Origin of the sequence: Massilia sp. MS-15 (assembly GCF_020176695.1) — a bacterium.
Taxonomy (GTDB): domain Bacteria; phylum Pseudomonadota; class Gammaproteobacteria; order Burkholderiales; family Burkholderiaceae_D; genus Telluria; species Telluria hydrophila.
On sequence record NZ_JAIWIA010000038.1, the window covers coordinates 80,425 to 96,524 of the forward strand.

18 protein-coding genes and 1 pseudogene are annotated in these 16,100 nt (G+C 67.7%); 17 read left to right on the forward strand and 2 right to left on the reverse strand.

Annotated features, from left to right (window positions below):
• The gene (ccoS, locus tag LCI23_RS15590) at positions 1-210 is read left to right on the forward strand and encodes a cbb3-type cytochrome oxidase assembly protein CcoS (protein WP_224947361.1); all 210 of its coding nucleotides are present in this window, start codon (positions 1-3) and stop codon (positions 208-210) included.
• Between the two features lie 25 nt (positions 211-235).
• Here ccoS and LCI23_RS15595 read toward each other — a convergent pair whose 3' ends face one another.
• On the reverse strand, positions 236-634 hold the full coding sequence (locus LCI23_RS15595; protein ID WP_224947362.1) for a TraR/DksA family transcriptional regulator: 399 nt from the start codon (positions 632-634) through the stop codon (positions 236-238).
• 218 nt (positions 635-852) lie between these two features.
• Between LCI23_RS15595 and ccoN the strand changes: the two genes are divergently transcribed.
• The 11 genes and pseudogenes from ccoN (at position 853) to LCI23_RS15650 (ending at position 10,849) form a co-directional block, all read left to right on the forward strand.
• Complete coding sequence (gene ccoN, locus LCI23_RS15600; RefSeq protein ID WP_224947363.1) at positions 853-2,313, forward strand: cytochrome-c oxidase, cbb3-type subunit I; 1,461 nt, start codon at positions 853-855, stop codon at positions 2,311-2,313.
• A 16-nt stretch (positions 2,314-2,329) separates the two neighbouring features.
• Complete coding sequence (ccoO, locus tag LCI23_RS15605) at positions 2,330-2,944, forward strand: cytochrome-c oxidase, cbb3-type subunit II (RefSeq protein ID WP_224947364.1); 615 nt, start codon at positions 2,330-2,332, stop codon at positions 2,942-2,944.
• A 1-nt stretch (position 2,945) separates the two neighbouring features.
• Positions 2,946-3,125, forward strand: a complete 180-nt coding sequence (locus tag LCI23_RS15610; protein ID WP_224947365.1) for a cbb3-type cytochrome c oxidase subunit 3 — start codon at positions 2,946-2,948, stop codon at positions 3,123-3,125.
• Entirely contained in the window at positions 3,118-4,083 is a 966-nt protein-coding gene (gene ccoP, locus LCI23_RS15615; RefSeq protein ID WP_224947366.1) for a cytochrome-c oxidase, cbb3-type subunit III, read from the forward strand. Before LCI23_RS15610 ends, ccoP begins: the two co-directional genes overlap by 8 nt.
• Positions 4,080-5,459, forward strand: a complete 1,380-nt coding sequence (gene ccoG / locus LCI23_RS15620) for a cytochrome c oxidase accessory protein CcoG (RefSeq protein WP_224947367.1) — start codon at positions 4,080-4,082, stop codon at positions 5,457-5,459. Before ccoP ends, ccoG begins: the two co-directional genes overlap by 4 nt.
• A gap of 15 nt (positions 5,460-5,474) precedes the next feature.
• Positions 5,475-5,993 carry a FixH family protein gene (locus LCI23_RS15625; RefSeq protein ID WP_224947368.1) on the forward strand — a complete coding sequence of 173 codons (519 nt, stop codon included), beginning with the start codon at positions 5,475-5,477 and terminating at the stop codon, positions 5,991-5,993.
• Positions 5,994-6,059: 66 nt separating this feature from the next.
• Positions 6,060-6,845 (forward strand): hypothetical protein, encoded by a 786-nt coding sequence (locus tag LCI23_RS15630; RefSeq protein WP_224947369.1) that lies wholly within the window; start codon positions 6,060-6,062, stop codon positions 6,843-6,845.
• Positions 6,846-7,230: 385 nt separating this feature from the next.
• Positions 7,231-9,069, forward strand: a complete 1,839-nt coding sequence (locus LCI23_RS15635) for a DUF885 family protein (protein ID WP_224947370.1) — start codon at positions 7,231-7,233, stop codon at positions 9,067-9,069.
• Position 9,070: 1 nt separating this feature from the next.
• Positions 9,071-9,649, forward strand: coding sequence for a hypothetical protein (locus LCI23_RS15640; protein ID WP_224947371.1), 579 nt, complete (start codon positions 9,071-9,073; stop codon positions 9,647-9,649).
• A 119-nt stretch (positions 9,650-9,768) separates the two neighbouring features.
• Positions 9,769-9,968: pseudogene (locus tag LCI23_RS15645) on the forward strand (VOC family protein); the annotation flags it as partial.
• 47 nt (positions 9,969-10,015) lie between these two features.
• Positions 10,016-10,849 (forward strand): metallophosphoesterase, encoded by an 834-nt coding sequence (locus tag LCI23_RS15650; RefSeq protein ID WP_224947372.1) that lies wholly within the window; start codon positions 10,016-10,018, stop codon positions 10,847-10,849.
• Between the two features lie 8 nt (positions 10,850-10,857).
• Here LCI23_RS15650 and fnr read toward each other — a convergent pair whose 3' ends face one another.
• Complete coding sequence (gene fnr, locus LCI23_RS15655) at positions 10,858-11,622, reverse strand: fumarate/nitrate reduction transcriptional regulator Fnr (RefSeq protein ID WP_224947429.1); 765 nt, start codon at positions 11,620-11,622, stop codon at positions 10,858-10,860.
• A gap of 753 nt (positions 11,623-12,375) precedes the next feature.
• Here fnr and LCI23_RS15660 point away from each other — a divergent pair.
• The 5 genes from LCI23_RS15660 to LCI23_RS15680 all read left to right on the forward strand — a co-directional run bounded on the left by LCI23_RS15660 (position 12,376) and on the right by LCI23_RS15680 (position 16,049).
• Complete coding sequence (locus tag LCI23_RS15660) at positions 12,376-13,827, forward strand: cytochrome ubiquinol oxidase subunit I (protein WP_224947373.1); 1,452 nt, start codon at positions 12,376-12,378, stop codon at positions 13,825-13,827.
• A gap of 2 nt (positions 13,828-13,829) precedes the next feature.
• Positions 13,830-14,837 (forward strand): cytochrome d ubiquinol oxidase subunit II, encoded by a 1,008-nt coding sequence (gene cydB / locus LCI23_RS15665; RefSeq protein ID WP_224947374.1) that lies wholly within the window; start codon positions 13,830-13,832, stop codon positions 14,835-14,837.
• Entirely contained in the window at positions 14,837-14,965 is a 129-nt protein-coding gene (locus tag LCI23_RS15670; protein ID WP_224947375.1) for a DUF2474 domain-containing protein, read from the forward strand. Before cydB ends, LCI23_RS15670 begins: the two co-directional genes overlap by 1 nt.
• 132 nt (positions 14,966-15,097) lie before the next feature.
• Positions 15,098-15,802 carry a molecular chaperone TorD family protein gene (locus tag LCI23_RS15675; protein ID WP_224947376.1) on the forward strand — a complete coding sequence of 235 codons (705 nt, stop codon included), beginning with the start codon at positions 15,098-15,100 and terminating at the stop codon, positions 15,800-15,802.
• Positions 15,803-15,821: 19 nt separating this feature from the next.
• Positions 15,822-16,049: a formate dehydrogenase gene (locus LCI23_RS15680; RefSeq protein WP_224947377.1), complete on the forward strand. Its 228-nt coding sequence runs from the start codon at positions 15,822-15,824 to the stop codon at positions 16,047-16,049.
• Positions 16,050-16,100 lie beyond the last annotated feature (51 nt).

The following is a 16,100-nucleotide window of genomic DNA, read 5'->3' on the forward strand; positions in this document are numbered from 1 at the left end:
ATGGAAGCCTTGTATCTTCTGGTTCCGCTCAGCGTGATGCTGGTCGCGCTGGCGGTCTGGATTTTCTTCGGCGCGGCCGAGAGCGGGCAGTTCGACGACCTGGAAGGGCCGGGGATGCGGATCCTGGTCGATGACGACCGCGGCGACGCGCTGGGCGCGTCGGCCCAGGGGCGCGCTGGACGCGTGGGCGGCAGCGAGAACGCGGGCTGAACTTACGCCGGGGCGGGCAGCCGCCCTACATCGACGGGCCGCGGCCGCTGTGCTGGTCCTGCTCGCGCTGTTCCTGGCACCCGATGCACAGGCGCACGGTGGGGGTTGCCAGCAGGCGGGCCTCGGGGATGTCGCGGCCGCAGGATTCGCAGATGCCGGCGCCGCCCGCCGCCAGCTTGCCGATCGCGACATCGATCTCGTGCAGCAGGCTGGACTCGTGCTCGGCCAGCCGCGCTTCGTTATGGCTGAGCATTTCCGATTGCGGCGCGTCGTCGCCCTGCCCCAGGTGCGCCAGTGGCCCGATGGCTGGCGCTTCGTCATCCTGCTGGCCGGTGCGCGCGCGCACGGCATCGAGCAGGTCGGCCCGCGCCTGCTGCAGGCGCTTTCTCAGTTCTTCGGAGACGGATGGCGAAATAGGCGGCATGGCGTGCTTTCCCGCGTTGGATCGATATCTTGATTCATCTCAAAATCGCATCCTCGATTCCTGAATCGTGTCTTATGTAGACCCGGTGCGGATTTGGCAACACGCGCTGTTGCATACCGCATGTGATGCTGAACAATTTGATTCACATCAAGGATTTTTACTCGGCGAAAAACGACACTCCTGATTGTCATCCATCAAGGTATTTTCAGGAGAGCATCTTGGACACCAGTCTAAACTATAACTACAAGATCGTGCGCCAGTTTGCCATCGCGACCGTCGTGTGGGGCGTGATCGGCATGGCCGCCGGCGTCTTCATCGCGGCGCAGCTGGCCTGGCCCGCGCTCAACTTCGACATCGCCTGGCTCAGCTACGGACGCCTGCGTCCGCTGCACACCAACGCCGTCATCTTCGCCTTCGGCATCTGCGGCCTGTTCGCCACGTCCTACTACGTGGTGCAGCGCACCTGCCAGGTGCGGCTGTTCTCGGACAAGCTTGCCAGCTTCACCTTCTGGGGCTGGCAGGCGGTGCTGGTCTCGGCGGCGATCTCGCTGCCGATGGGCTTCACCCGCGGCAAGGAATACGCCGAACTGGAATGGCCGATCGCGCTCCTGATCACGGTCGTCTGGGTGGCCTATGCGGTGGTCTTCTTCGGCACCATCATCAAGCGCCGCGTGCAGCACATCTATGTCGCCAACTGGTTCTTCGGCGCCTACATCCTGGCGGTCGCCATCCTGCACGTGGTGAACGGCGCGGTGATGCCGGTGTCCTTCATGAAGTCCTACTCCGCGTACGCGGGCGTGCAGGACGCCATGATCCAGTGGTGGTACGGCCATAACGCGGTCGGCTTCATCCTCACCGCCGGCTACCTCGGCATGGTCTATTACTTCATCCCGAAGCAGGCCGAGCGCCCGGTGTATTCCTATCGCCTGTCGATCGTGCACTTCTGGGCCCTGATCTTCACCTACATGTGGGCCGGCCCGCACCACCTGCACTACACCGCGCTGCCCGACTGGACCCAGTCGATCGGCATGGTGTTCTCGCTGATCCTGCTGGCGCCTTCGTGGGGCGGCATGATCAACGGGATCATGACCCTGTCCGGCGCCTGGCACAAGCTGCGCTCGGACCCGATCCTGAAGTTCCTGATCGTTTCGCTGTCGTTCTATGGCATGGCCACCTTCGAGGGCCCGATGATGTCGATTAAGACCATCAATTCGCTGTCGCACTACACCGACTGGACGGTCGCCCACGTGCACGCCGGCGCCCTGGGCTGGGTTGGTTTCATCACCATGGGTTCGCTGTACTACCTGATCCCGCGCCTGGCGGGCAAGAAGCAGATGCACAGCGTCGCCCTGGTCGACGTCCACTTCTGGGTCGCGACGATCGGCATCGTGCTGTACATCGCGTCGATGTGGATCGCCGGCGTGATGCAGGGCCTGATGTGGCGCGCGGTGAACCCGGACGGCACCCTGACCTATACCTTCGCCGAGAGCGTCAAGGCCACCTATCCGTACTACGTGATCCGCTTCACGGGCGGCTTCCTGTACCTGTCGGGCATGGCGATCATGGCCTTCAATACCTGGAAGACCCTGAGCGGCACCCGCAACGTGGACGCGACCATTCCCACCGGCCCGGTCCGTCCGCACCTGCACACCGCCCAGCCTGAAGCTGCGCACGCCTGAACCATCGGAGCACACAATGAATTTCAAGCATGAATGGATCGAGAAGAACCCCTGGCTGCTGATTGGCCTGGTGCTGCTCGTGATTTCCGTCGGCGGCCTGGTCGAGATCGTGCCGCTGTTCTTCCAGAAATCCACGACCGAGCCGGTCGCCGGACTGAAGCCTTACTCGCCGCTGCGCCTGGCCGGACGCGACGTCTATATCCGCGAAGGCTGCTACAACTGCCACTCGCAGATGATCCGTCCGTTCCGCGCCGAGACCGAGCGCTATGGCCACTACTCGGTCGCCGGCGAGTTCGTGTACGACCACCCGTTCCAGTGGGGTTCCAAGCGCACCGGCCCCGACCTGGCGCGCGTGGGCGGCCGCTATAGCGACGAATGGCACCGCACCCACCTCGACAACCCGCGCGACGTGGTGCCGGAATCGAACATGCCGGGCTACCCATGGCTGGCCAGCGCGAAACTGAACCCGGCCGAGATCATCCCCAAGATGCGCGCCCTGCGCCGCCTCGGCGTGCCCTACACCGAGGACGAGATCCAGGCCGCGCCGGCCGAAGTGGACGGCAAGTCCGAGCAGGATGCGCTGGTCGCCTACCTGCAGGGCCTGGGCACCCAGATCAAGACGAGGAATTGACATGGCAATCCAACAGATCTTCGACGACGCGAGCAGCGTCATGACCGTCATCAGCTTCACGACCTTCCTGGGCATCGTCGGCTGGACCTACTTGCTGCGCAAGGGCAGCGATTTCGACAGGGCCGCGCGGCTGCCCTTCATGGACGAGAACGAAGCGGCAGGGGAGAGCGAGCGTGGCTGATTTCTTCAATGAGTTCTGGCACTGGTATGTGGCCGTCATCACGGTGCTGTCGATCCTGGGCTGCGGCATCCTGCTGTGGTCGCAGTCGACCTACAAGGTCAAGCTGCGCGCCGACGGCACGCACGAACAGACCACCGGCCACGTCTGGGACGAGGACCTGACCGAACTGAATACCCCGATGCCGCAATGGTGGATCGTGCTGTTCTGGCTCACCATCGTGTTCGGCTTCGGCTACCTGGCCCTGTATCCGGGCCTGGGCAGCTACGCCGGCAAGCTGGGCTGGAACTCCAGCGGCGAATACAAGGCCGAACTGAAGCAGGCCAAGGCCGAGTATGGCCCGCTGTTCGCCCAGTATGCGCAGCAGGACCTGAAGGCGGTCGCCGCCGATCCCCAGGCTCAGGCCATCGGCGAGCGCCTGTTCCTGACCTATTGCGCGCAGTGCCACGGCTCGGATGCGCGCGGCAGCAAGGGCTTCCCGAACCTGGCCGACGGCGACTGGCTGCACGGCGGCGAACCGTCGACCATCAAGCACACCATCATGCAGGGCCGGGTCGGGATGATGCCGCCGATGGGCGCCGCGCTCGGCTCGGACAAGGACATCGAGAGCGTGGCGTCCTACGTGCGCAGCCTGTCGGGCCTGAGCGCCGATCCGATCAAGGTCTCGTTCGGCAAGCCGAAGTTTGCCGCCTGCGTGGCCTGCCACGGTGCCAAAGGCGAGGGCAATCCCGCGCTTGGCGCGCCCAACCTGGCCGACAAGGTGTGGCTGTACGGCGGCAGCCAGGAAACCGTGATGGAAACCATCCGCAAGGGCCGCAGCAACACCATGCCGGCCTTCGGCGAGTTCCTCGGTGAAGAAAAGGTGCACGTGCTGGCGGCCTATGTCTGGAGCCTGTCGCATCCGCAGCAGCCGAAGACCCTGGCGCCGGTTCAGCCCATCGTGACGGCGGCCGCAAAATGAATGCCCCGAAGGAGGCGGTGATCCGCATGTACGCCGCCCGCCAGGAGATCTATCCGCGCGAGATCAAGGGCCGTTACGCCTCGCTGCGCTGGGCCTGCGTCTGGCTCACCCAGCTGCTGTTCTACGGCCTGCCCTGGATCGAGATGCATGGGCGCCAGGCGGTGCTGTTCGACCTGGCCAGCCGCAAGTTCTACCTGTTCGGCCTGGTCCTGTGGCCGCAGGACTTCATCTACCTGGCCGCGCTGCTGATCCTGTGCGCCTATGGCCTGTTCCTGGTGACGGCGGTGGCGGGCCGGGTATGGTGCGGCTTCGCCTGCCCCCAGACGGTGTATACCGAGATCTTCCTGTGGATCGAGCGCAAGTTCGAAGGTACGCGCAGCAGCCGCATCCGGCTCGACCGCCAGCCCTGGAGCCTGGAAAAACTGGCGCGCAAGGGCGGCAAGCATGCGGCCTGGGGCCTGGTCGCGCTGTGGACCGGTTTCACGTTTGTCGGCTACTTCACCCCGGTGCGCGAACTGAGCTTCGACGCAGCGAGCTTCGGCCTCGGCCCATGGGAAAGCTTCTGGGTCCTGTTCTACGGCTTCGCCACCTACGGCAACGCCGGCTGGCTGCGCGAGCAGGTGTGCAAGTACATGTGCCCCTATGCGCGCTTCCAGAGCGCGATGTTCGACAAGGACACCCTGATCGTCACCTACGACGCCGCGCGCGGCGAACCGCGCAGCCCGCGCCAGGGCGCGGCGGGCGCGGGCGACTGCATCGATTGCAGCATGTGCGTGCAGGTATGCCCGACCGGGATCGACATCCGCCAGGGCCTGCAGTACGAATGCATCGGCTGCGCCGCGTGCGTGGATGCCTGCAACGGCGTGATGGACAAGGTCAAGCGCCCGCGCGGCCTGATCCGCTACGCCACCGAGAACGCGCTGGCGCAGCGCTTCAGCGCCAGCCAGGTGCGTAGCCGCATCCTGCGTCCGCGCGTGCTCGTGTATACCGCCGTGCTGGCCATCCTCGGCGGCGCGATGGTCGCCTCGCTCGCGCTGCGCAACCCGCTCAAGCTGGACGTGATCCGCGATCGCGGCGCGATGGGACGCGAGGTCGAGGACGGCATGATCGAGAACGTGTACCGGCTCCAGGTCATGAACACCCTGGAAGCGCCGCAACGCCTGCGCATCAGCGTCGACGGCATCGCCTCGGCGCGGGTGGCGGACCAGGATATCGTCGAGATCGACGCCGCGACGACGCGCGCGCTGCCGGTGCGGGTGCGCATCGCGGGCGGAGAGGGGCGGCCCGGTTCGAACCGGATCGCCTTCACGCTGACCTCGACGGACGGTGCCGCGCACCAGGTGCGGGAAGAGGCGGCATTCATCGTTCCAAAGTAAGGAAGGAAAACCAACATGTACGCGAATGCGACACCCCAGCCGGCCGCTCCCTGGTACCGGCACCGCTGGCCATGGTTCCTGATGATCGGCCCGGTGCTGGTGCTGGTCGGCGGCGCCGTGATGCTGTGGCTGGCGGCGAGCCGCCCGGACGCGATGGTGGTGGGCGATTACTACAAACAGGGCAAGGCCATCAACCAGGAACTGCGCCGCGACCGCGAGGCGACCCGGCTCGGTCTCGGCTTCGAGGCGCGCTACGATGCGGCCCGCGGGCGGCTCGAGGGCCGCCTGGAGAGCCACGGCCAGCCGCTGGCCGCACCCTTCCACATCCGGCTGGCCCATCCCACCCAGCCCGAACGCGACCGCGTGCTCGAGGCCCTGCCCGACGCCCGCGGACGTTTCACGGCGGCCGCCCCCCGCCTGGAAGCGACCCACTGGCAGGTGGTGGTCGAGGGCGGCGCGCGCAACTGGCGCCTGGCCGGCAGCTGGGACTGGACCAAGCAGCCGGCGCTGACCCTGGTGGCCGACGCGCCGTGACAATCCGCTGGTTTTCGGCCGGCCATTCCGCTAGCATGGGGCGAATCGCCACCAAGCTTCGCCACCATGCGCATCCTTGCCCGCTCCTGCATCGCCTTCCTTGCGCTCGCTGCCGGCGCAGCCAGCACAGCCAGCACCGGCGCGCCGCCGGCCGAGCCGGCGGTCCAGTCGGTCACGGTCGGCGCTTCGCGGGCGATGGCGGAAATCCCCTATCGCTATTTCCTTGAGGCGCAGCATACCCTGGTGCGCTACCTGCCACCGGGACCGCGCCTGGTGGACCTGTGGTATCGCATCAGTACCGCGGGGCTGACCGAAGCGCAGCGCGATACGCTGGACGAGGGCAGGCTCACGGTCTCGGTCCGCAGCCGCTCGGTCGATGTCATCGTGCCGGTGCGCCGCGGCGCTTATTTCGCGCTGCCCGAGATCCAGGATGCCTACGACGAGCGCGGCGAGATCGTGATCGGCGGCAGCTGGCGGCCCTGGCTCAGCATCTGGTGGACGCTGCGGGTGCCGGAGAGCCGGCGCATGCCCTACGCCGACATCGCGCGCGCGCGCGCGCAGATCGGCGCGGTCCAGCGGCGCGTCTCGGCCTTCCACGCGCGCCTGCAGGGCGTGCGGCGCAGTCCCTACGACGGCATCAAGGCCTGTTTCCTGGACGGCAGCGGCGCCATCCTGGTCGAGGGCAGGGCGGTCGCTGACGCCGTGGAAGGCAACTGCAGGGTCCTGTTCCTGGATCCGGCAAGGGAGGGGCGCAACGAAATGGTGGAGTTCGCCGGGCCGCTCGATATCGTCAGCTTCATCGACCGGCGCTATTACACGCGCGCGAAGCTGGCGGGCGCGGGGGGCACATGAATGCAGGTCCGACCGTCCCAAGGCGCTGTTCGGCTTCCAATCAGCGTTCCGGTCCGGTGACCGGTTCGACAGCGACGGCACTGACGCAGGTTCATGGCAGGGCGCTGGCGAGACCGGACAGGCCTTGCTGCGCGCTGGCTGCGTCGCCAAGCTTCTTCAGTCCAGCAATAGGCATCCGCCCAGCAGGATACGCGCGTTCCGGTCGCAGGCGGCCGTGCGACAGCAACACCTGGGCTTCCAGTGGGTGGCGGGCTTTCCGGTAAATAGCACCCATGATGCCTCGCCAGCGCGGACTGTTGTCTCGGCCATTTCCATGTTAGATTCCTCCGCGGCAAGCACGGCGCACGGCGCCGTCCATCCCAACGAGAACAAGGAAACGAGACACATGCCATCCCTCCGCCAGCGCCGCATCGGCGCCGCCATCGGCGCACTGTTCCTCCCGGCCGCGATTGCCCTTGCCTGCCTGCCGTCCCAGGCACTGGCCGCGCCGTCCATGCATGCCGCCGCCAAGGCAATCCAGGCCAACAAGGCCTTCGACACCTGGGCCGAGAAGTTCGCCGAGGACTGGGTGCGCATGAACCCGCAGCTGGCCACCTCCACCCAGTACTTCAGTGGCGCCGGGCAGGCGCGCCTGGACCGCGAGCTAACGCCCCTGACCCGCGCCCAGCGCCGGAAGATGCAGGCGCTGGCGCGCAGCGGCCTGGCGCGCCTGGACAAGTGGATGGCCGGGCCGCTGGATGAAAGCCAGCGCATCTCCGCCGCCGTGATGCGCTGGTCGCTGCAGAACGTGGTCGCTAACGAGCCCTTCGAAGACCATGCCTTCATCTTTTCGCAGTTCAGCGGCGTGCAGGTCGGCCTGGTCAACTTCATGACCACCACCCATCCGCTGCGCAATCCGCAGGACGTGGACAGCTACCTGGCGCGCCTGGCGCAGGTCGGCACCCGCATGGACGAAGCGCTGGCGCGCGCCCGTGATGCGGCCGCCAGGTCCCTGATCCCGCCGCGCTTCATCCTGGAGCGCGCGCAATTCCAGGTCGACAGCTTCCTGAAGCCGGCCGCGCAGCAGAACGTGCTGGTCAGCTCGCTGGCACAGCGCACCGAGCGGATGGAAGGCCTGGCCCCGGCCGCGCGCCAGGCCGCGCTGGCGCGCGCCGCCCGCATCGTCGAGGAGCGCATCCGTCCGGCCTACCAGCGGGTACAGGCGTTCATGGCCGAACTCCACCCGCGCACCGGCGACGCCGCCGGCATCTCGCGCCTGCCGAATGGCGCCGCCGCCTATGCGCGCGCGGTCGAGAACTTCACCAGCACCAGGCTCACCCCGGACGAGATCCATGCGATCGGCCTGCGCGAGGTCGCGCGCATCGAAGGCGAGATGGACCGGCACTTGCGCGCCCTGGGCCTCGCCGAGGGCAATATCGAAACGCGCATGAAGCAGCTCGATGCCCGCTTCCAGCCCAAGGGCGAGGGCGATCCGCGGCCCGCGATCCTGGCCAGCTACGCCGACATGGTGAAGGACGCCGAGCGCCGCAGCAGCGCGCTGTTCAACCTGACCCCGCGCGCCCCGGTCGAGGTGCGGCGCGAGCCGCCGCTGACCGAGCCTTCGGCCGCCGCCCACTACTCGCTGCCGGCGCCGGACGGCAGCCGTCCCGGCATCTTCTGGGTGCCGCTGCGCGGGCCAAGCTTCGACATGGTGCGCATGCGCAGCCTGTCCTACCACGAGGCCGTGCCCGGCCACCACTTCCAGCTCGCGATCCAGCAGGAGCTCACCGGCATTCCGAAGTACCGCAGCCAGCGCATCTTCAGCGGCGGCAGCGCGCACTCGGAAGGCTGGGCCCTGTATGCCGAGCGGCTGGCGGTGGAGCAGGGCTGGTACGAAGGCGACGTGCCCGGCCTGCTGGGAGCGCTCGGCTCGGAACTGTTCCGTGCGCGCCGCCTGGTGGTCGACACCGGCCTGCACACCAAGGGCTGGACCCGCCAGCAGGCGATCGACTACGGCATTGGCGCGCAGGAGGTCGAGCGCTACGTCGCCTGGCCGGGCCAGGCCAATGCCTACATGATCGGCATGCTGCGCATCATCGAACTGCGCGAGAAGGCGAAGTCGGCGCTCGGCGAGAAATTTTCGCTCCCCGCCTTCCATGACCTGGTACTGGGTGCCGGTTCCGTGCCGCTGGACGTGCTGGGCGAACTGGTCGACGCCTGGATCGTCCGCCAGCAGGGAGCCTAGCTTGGAGGGAAGCATCCTCGCCACGCTGGCAAAATGGGCCTTCTTCATGGCCGCCCTGAGCCTGACGATGCGCTGGCTCGGCCGCAGCCGCCTGCGCCCGCGGCCTCCGGAACAGGCGATGATGCTGGCCTATCCGCCCTCGATGCTGGCGCTGGCCCTCGTCGGCATCCTGTTCTTCTGCGGCGTGACGGTGGCCGCGATGATCTGGCCCGACCCGCAGCATCCGGTGCTTGCCGTGTGCATGCTGGCGGGCTTCATCCTGCTGCCCGGCGCGCTGCTGGCCGACTATGTGCACGCCCGGCACAGCGTGTCGGACCAGGGCATGGCGTATGGCCGCATGTCCGGCCGGCGCGGAGCCTTTCGCTGGGACGAGGTGAAGCGCGTCCATTACGGCAAGGCGAGCGGCTGCTTCAAGCTCGCGCTGCAGTCCGGCGAAACGGTCCGGATCTCGGTATACCTAATGGGCCTGCCGGCCTTCGCGGACTGCGTGCTGCGCCACGTACCGGCCGCGCGGATCGACCGGGATGCCCAGGCGCTGCTGGCACAGACCGCGCTGGGTAAACCGCCCGGCCTGGCCTAGCCACCGGGCGTGAAAGACGGCGACGGCTTCGCTCCCAGGGCGTTGCCGCGAGCGCGCTTTGCTCCTACACTGCAGGCACGCTGCCAGTCTTTCGGGAGGGTCTTCCACAGGAGGAAAGCATGGAAACGCAGGAAATCTACCGCGGGCGCCTCATCGACCACATCCAGCTGGTGGTGCGCACGCCAGCGCCGCCGCACAGGGCGTGCTGACCGGGCGCCACCACCTGGCCTTCCAGGCGCGCGACCGCAAGATGGTGAATGCCTTCTATTGCCCGGCCTTGGCCGCCGGTGGCCGCGACAACGGCCGTCCCGGCGAGCGCGCCCTACGTGCGCATCAGCTTCCAGGGAAAGCCGCTATACTGCCCGGATGCGCATCCAGCTTTTTTCAGACCTGCATCTCGAACGCTACCCCCATTTCATCCCTGTCGTACACGATGACACCGAGGTGGTCGTGCTGGCCGGCGACATCGGCTCCTATCAGGACGGCTCGCGCCTGGAGGACCAGGATTTCGGCCTCGGACGCTTTTCGCCCCGGCGTCCGGGCGCCGGCCGCGCGCGCGTGCTGTACATCCCCGGCAACCATGAATTCGACGGCCTGGAATACGACGAGGCCTATGCGCGCCTGCGCGCCACCTGTGCCCGGCTCGGTATCGAATGGCTGGAGCGCGCGACCCTCGTCATCGACGGAGTGCGTTTTGTCGGCACCACCCTGTGGAGCGACTTCGATGCGCTGGCGCTGAAGGAACAGGATCTGGGCAAGCAATTGCAGCGGCGCGAAAAGGCCTTCCGCGCGGCGAACTATTACTTGTCGAAGAACACCACCCTGAAGCAGGGCGAGAAGGTGCTGGCGGAAGGCATCCGCGCCATGTCGCTGGCATGCCAGGACTGGTTGCGTTCGGCGCTGGCGGCGCCTTTCGATGGGCCTACCGTGGTAGTGACCCACTTCGCCCCCAGCCTGCAAAGCGCCGACCCGCGCTATGGCCTGACGCCGGGCACCGCGGGCTTCTGCAATGCGCTGGATGGCTTGTTCCCGCAAGCGGCCCTGTGGATGCACGGCCACCTGCACTGCACGAACGACTACGTGGTGAGCGGCAGTGAAGCGGGGCGGCCCTGGTCCTGCCGCGTGGTGGCCAATCCGCTCGGCTACCTCAGCAAGGGCGAACAGGAAGCCTTCCGCCCGCAGCTCGTCATCGAGGTCTGAGGCGGCGCTCAGCCCATCGGGCTGCAGGCATCGACGCCGGCCGCCAGCGCCTTCAGCTTGGCCGGATCGAGCAGGGTGACTTCGCGCTTGTCGACCTGCAGCCAGCCCTGTTTCTTGAAGCGCGACAGCAGCCGGCTCACGCTCTCGATGGTCAGGCCCAGGTAGTTGCCGATGTCCTCGCGCGACATGCGCAGCTGGAAGCTGTGCGCCGAATAGCCGCGCGCGGCGTAGCGCGCCGACAGGTTGACCAGGAATACCGCGAAGCGCTGTTCGGCACGCATGTTTCCGAGCAGGAGCATGACGTTCTGCTCGCGCGTGATTTCCTGGCTCATGATGCGGTGGAAGTGGCGCAGCAGGGCCGGCACCTCGCCGAACAGCTCTTCCAGGCGCGAGAACGGAATCTCGCACACTTCGCTGTCTTCCAGCGCCACCGCGTCGCAGTGGTGGCTGCCGCTGATCGCGTCCATGCCCAGCAGTTCGCCGGCCATCTGGAAGCCGGTGATCTGGGCTTCTCCAGCCGCGTTCAGCTGGTAGGTCTTGAAATGTCCGAAGCGCACCGCGTACAGGTTACGGAAGGGCTCGCCAGCTCCGTACAGGCGCTCGTCGCGCGCCAGGCGCCGGCGGCGGCCGATGATCTGGTCGAGGCGGGTGATATCGGCGTCTTCGAGTCCCATTGGCAGGCACAGCTGGTGCATGCTGCACGCGCTGCAGCTGGTCTTGAGGGTCTGGATGGAGACCGGTGCGTCGCCGGGCAGCGGGATGGCTTGGTTCATGGGCTGGAATGGAGTGCGGACGCAGTCATTATAGATGGCTGCGACCGGTTCGGGCGAACCGGACAGCAGCAGGCCGATCGTGGCGGACACGGCCAGCTCGCCCGCCAGCGTATCCAGGCTGCGCGGCGCCGTGCCGGCCGTGGCCGCCTCGGCCCTCTCCGCCGTCGCCTGCAGTGCTGCCAGCGCGCGTGCCACTACCATGTCGCCGGCCACCTGGCGCAGGAAGCCGAGCGCCACCGGACTGCCGCTGCGGCGCGCCAGGCCGCCCAGGCCGGCCAGGGCGGCGCGCTTGGCGGCGAACACGGCGTCCCCTGCGAGCGGACTACCGACCAGCTCGATCAGGGGCTGGACGGCGGCCTCGCCGCCACAGCTTGCCAGCGTGGAGACGATCCGCGCCAGGCATTGCGCGCCGGCGTCCGGCCCGGCCACCTCATCGTGCTCGTTCCTCATGCCAGCTCCCTATGCGCCCAGGACCAAATGCGGACCCAGCCTGCGTACCCATCACTGGCGGCTGGAAGACCGGGCCACTATAGCCGAATGCTGGCGCTCTTTCCCGGCAGTATTGCCTCTGGTTAAGGTGGATCAGGGCGGCGCATGGTGCCAGTCCTGCTTGCCGTCGCCAAGGAAACCCAACAGCCCAAGCGTGCGCACCCGCCGTCCGTGCTAGATTCTGCCCACACGACGGCAGCATTGGACACGCTGCGAACAACAGCGCAGCAAGACGGCAATACACGACCAGCAGGAGGAGTCCGCATGTTCGGTTTGTCCGCCCTGGACCTGGCGCGGGTGCAGTTTGCGTTCACGATGTCCTTCCATATCCTGTTTCCGGCCATTACCATCGGGATGGCCAGCTACCTGGCCGTGCTCGAGCTGTGCTGGCTGCGCACGGGGCGCCAGGTGTATGTCGACCTCTACCATTATTGGCTCAAGATCTTTGCCGTCACCTTCGGCATGGGCGTGGTGTCGGGCATCGTGATGGCTTACCAGATCGGCACCAACTGGAGCTACCTGTCCGAATTCGCCGGCAGCATCCTGGGGCCGATCCTGTCCTACGAAGTGTTGACCGCCTTCTTCCTGGAAGCGGGCTTCCTGGGCGTGATGCTGTTCGGCTGGACCCGTGTCGGCCCCGGCCTGCACTTCGCGTCCACCTGTGCGGTGGCGCTCGGCACCCTGATCTCGGCCACCTGGATCCTGGCCGCCAACAGCTGGATGCAGACCCCGCAGGGCTATGCCATCGAGGGCGGGCGCATGGTGCCGGCCGACTGGCTGGCGATCGTGTTCAATCCGTCCTTTCCCTACCGCCTGGTGCACATGGTGATCGCGGCCTACCTCACCACGGCCCTGATCGTGGGCGCGTCCGGCGCCTGGCAGCTGTTGCGCGGGCGCGACAATCCGGCGGTCCGCAAGATGCTGTCGATGGCCATGTGGATGATCCTGGTCGTGGCCCCGATCCAGGCCGTGGTCGGCGACTTCCACGGCCTGAACACCCTGAAGCACCAGCCGGCCAAGCTGGCGGCGATGGAGGGCCACTGGCAGAACGAAGGCGGGCGCGCCATCCCGCTGCTGCTGTTCGGCGTGCCCGACATGGAGCAGGAACGGACGAACTACGCGGTCGGCATCCCGCACCTGGGTAGCGTGATCCTGACCCATAGCTGGAACGGGCAGATTCCCGGGCTCAAGGACTTTCCGCGCGACCAGCGTCCGAACTCGCTGATCGTGTTCTGGAGCTTCCGCCTGATGGTGGGCCTGGGCCTGTTGATGATCGCGCTCGGTGCCTGGAGCCTGTGGCTGCGGCGCAAGCGCGATGGCGAGGCGCGCCTGTGGCATGCGCGCGCCTTCCTGCGCTTCGCGCTGTGGATGGGGCCGGCGGGGCTGGTGGCGATCCTGGCCGGCTGGACCACCACCGAGGTGGGGCGCCAGCCCTGGGTGGTGTACGGGGTGCTGCGCACCGCCGATGCCGTGTCGCCGCACGGCGCCGGCCCGCTGGCCCTGACCCTGGCCCTGTTCGTGGTGGCCTACCTGTTCGTGTTCGGCACCGGCACCGTGTACGTGCTGCGCATGATCCGCAAGGGGCCGCAGCGCTTCGAGCTGCAGCGTCCGCCCGAGGGCGGCCCCGGAGAGGAACGCACGCCGATGCGGCCGCTGTCCGCGGCCGACGTGGGCAACGACGACGACCTGTCCGAGGACGGCAGGGGAGGGCGCTGAGCATGGGCATCGACACCACCGTCATCTGGGCAGTGATCATCTTCTTCGCCGTCTTCATGTACGTGCTGCTGGACGGCTTCGACCTCGGCATCGGCCTGCTGTTTCCCTTCACGCCGAAAAAGCGCGACCGCGACACCATGATGAACACCGTGGCCCCGGTCTGGGACGGCAACGAGACCTGGCTGGTGCTGGGCGGGGAAGGTCTGCTGGCCGCCTTCCCGGTGGCCTATTCGATCATCCTGTCAGGACTCTACCTGCCCCTGATCTTCATGCTGGTGGGGCTGGTGTTCCGCGGCGTGGCCTTCGAGTTCCGCTTCAAGGCCAAGGAGCACGAACGGGGACGCTGGGATGCCGCCTTCATCGGCGGCTCGGTGGTGGCAGCCTTCTTCCAGGGCGTCGCGCTGGGCGGCTTCCTGGACGGGATCGCCGTGTCCGGGCGCAGCTATGCCGGCGGGCCGCTCGACTGGATCGCTCCCTTCCCGCTGCTGGCCGGCGCGGGCGTGATGGTCGCCTACACGCTGCTGGGCGCCACCTGGCTGGTGATGAAGACCGAGGGCGAACTGCAGGCGCGCATGGTGCAGGTGGCACGCCCCTTTGCCCTGCTGCTACTGGCCGCCATCGTCGTCGTCAGCATCTGGACCCCGCTGCGCGACCCGGCGGTGGCCGAGCGCTGGTTCAGCTTTCCGAACATCGTGCTGCTGGCGCCGGTGCCGGTGCTGGTGCTGGTCTTCATCGTCCTGCTGTTGCGCTCGCTCAAGCGGGACCCGCACCGGGTGCCATTCGTGGCGGCCCTGGCCCTGATCTTCCTCGGCTACACCGGCATGGCGATCAGCATCTGGCCGCACATCGTGCCGCCCGCGATCTCGATCTGGGAAGCGGCCTCGCCCCCGAGCAGCCAGGGCTTCGCGCTGGTCGGCACCCTGTTCATCCTGCCCGTCATCCTGATGTACACGGGCTGGTCGTACTGGGTGTTCCGGGGCAAGGTCAAGGCCGACGCGGGGTACCACTGATGGCCGGCCGGCGCGAGTGGATGCGCAGGCTGGGGTGGCTGGCCGCCCTGTGGCTGGGCGGCGTGTCGGCGCTGGCGGCGGTGGCCTATGCGCTGCGCATGCTCATGCACGCGCTCGGGATGCACTAGCGGGACGACGACGGGACGACGACGGGACGGCAGGGCGCCATCCGTCGGCGCGGGCCGGTCAACCGTGCGCGGTCCGCCGCATAGGAGGACTACACTGGCCATGACCCTTTGCTAACACAGGAGAGCAGCACCGTGTCCCTTTCCGAGGCGCCCCAGGTCGGCCATCCTTCCGCTCCAGCCGCGCCCGCCGCAGTGCCAGTCGCGCTTGCGCTTTCCGGCGAAGACCAGGCGCGCGCGGACCTGTACGCCCTGCTGGCACGCCTGCTACTGGCGGCGCCCGATACGCAGCTGCTGTACGCGCTGGCGCATGCCGATCCGATCGCGGCCGAAGGTGGCGACCCGGCCCTGGAGCAGGCCTGGGAAGCGCTCACGCTGGCGTCCAGCGTGATGGACCCGGCCGCGGTGGCCGAGGAATTCGACCAGCTCTTCATCAGTGTCGGCACGCCGCCGGTCAATCCCTACGGCTCGCGCTACCTGGCCGGCTACATGAACGACGCCCCGCTGGCCGGGCTGCGCGCCGACCTGGCGCGCTGCGGCCTGCAGCGGGTGCGCGGCGTGGGCGAATTCGAAGACCACCTGGGCGCGCTGTGCGAGATCATGCGCGTGCTGATCGCGGGGGCGCCGGCGCCGCTGGCGATCGCACGCCAGCCGCTGGCGCGCCAGCAGGCCTTCTTCGACGCCCACATCGCACCCTGGTACGCGCGCTGCCTGGCCGATATCGCGGCAGCCGAGGGGGCAAACTACTACCGGCTGGTCGCGCGCCTGGCCGGCGCCTTCCTCGATATCGAGGCCGAAGCGTTCGTGGTCGGGGAAGCACTCGCAGAATCACCCGTTTGAGCACAGAAGAGGTACAGGCATGGAACAGCATCCGCAGGACAAGCAAAACGGTGCGCAGGCTGCGCCCGACCGCGGCCGCCGCGGCTTCCTGAAGGCCGCGCCGCTGGGCGCGCTGGCCGTGGTGGCGGGCAGCGCGCAGGCGGCCGAGGCGCCGGCCGCGGCGCCAGCGGCGGCACCCGGGACCAAGCGCGGCTACCACGAAACCGAGCATATCCGCCGCTACTACGAGACCGCCGCCTACTGGTGATGCGGAAGGCTGCACTGACACATCGGCGCAAGGCATCGCGCGCAATCGGAG

Bases quoted from the DNA above. Each gene is read 5' to 3' on its own strand.
- ccoS (WP_224947361.1), top strand. From the start codon at position 1: ATGGAAGCCTTGTATCTTCTGGTTCCGCTCAGCGTGATGCTGGTCGCG.
- LCI23_RS15595 (WP_224947362.1), bottom strand. From the start codon at position 634: ATGCCGCCTATTTCGCCATCCGTCTCCGAAGAACTGAGAAAGCGCCTG.
- ccoO (WP_224947364.1), top strand. From the start codon at position 2,330: ATGAATTTCAAGCATGAATGGATCGAGAAGAACCCCTGGCTGCTGATT.
- LCI23_RS15610 (WP_224947365.1), top strand. From the start codon at position 2,946: ATGGCAATCCAACAGATCTTCGACGACGCGAGCAGCGTCATGACCGTC.
- ccoG (WP_224947367.1), top strand. From the start codon at position 4,080: ATGAATGCCCCGAAGGAGGCGGTGATCCGCATGTACGCCGCCCGCCAG.
- LCI23_RS15625 (WP_224947368.1), top strand. From the start codon at position 5,475: ATGTACGCGAATGCGACACCCCAGCCGGCCGCTCCCTGGTACCGGCAC.
- LCI23_RS15630 (WP_224947369.1), top strand. From the start codon at position 6,060: ATGCGCATCCTTGCCCGCTCCTGCATCGCCTTCCTTGCGCTCGCTGCC.
- LCI23_RS15635 (WP_224947370.1), top strand. From the start codon at position 7,231: ATGCCATCCCTCCGCCAGCGCCGCATCGGCGCCGCCATCGGCGCACTG.
- LCI23_RS15650 (WP_224947372.1), top strand. From the start codon at position 10,016: ATGCGCATCCAGCTTTTTTCAGACCTGCATCTCGAACGCTACCCCCAT.
- fnr (WP_224947429.1), bottom strand. From the start codon at position 11,622: ATGAACCAAGCCATCCCGCTGCCCGGCGACGCACCGGTCTCCATCCAG.
- LCI23_RS15660 (WP_224947373.1), top strand. From the start codon at position 12,376: ATGTTCGGTTTGTCCGCCCTGGACCTGGCGCGGGTGCAGTTTGCGTTC.
- cydB (WP_224947374.1), top strand. From the start codon at position 13,830: ATGGGCATCGACACCACCGTCATCTGGGCAGTGATCATCTTCTTCGCC.
- LCI23_RS15670 (WP_224947375.1), top strand. From the start codon at position 14,837: ATGGCCGGCCGGCGCGAGTGGATGCGCAGGCTGGGGTGGCTGGCCGCC.
- LCI23_RS15680 (WP_224947377.1), top strand. From the start codon at position 15,822: ATGGAACAGCATCCGCAGGACAAGCAAAACGGTGCGCAGGCTGCGCCC.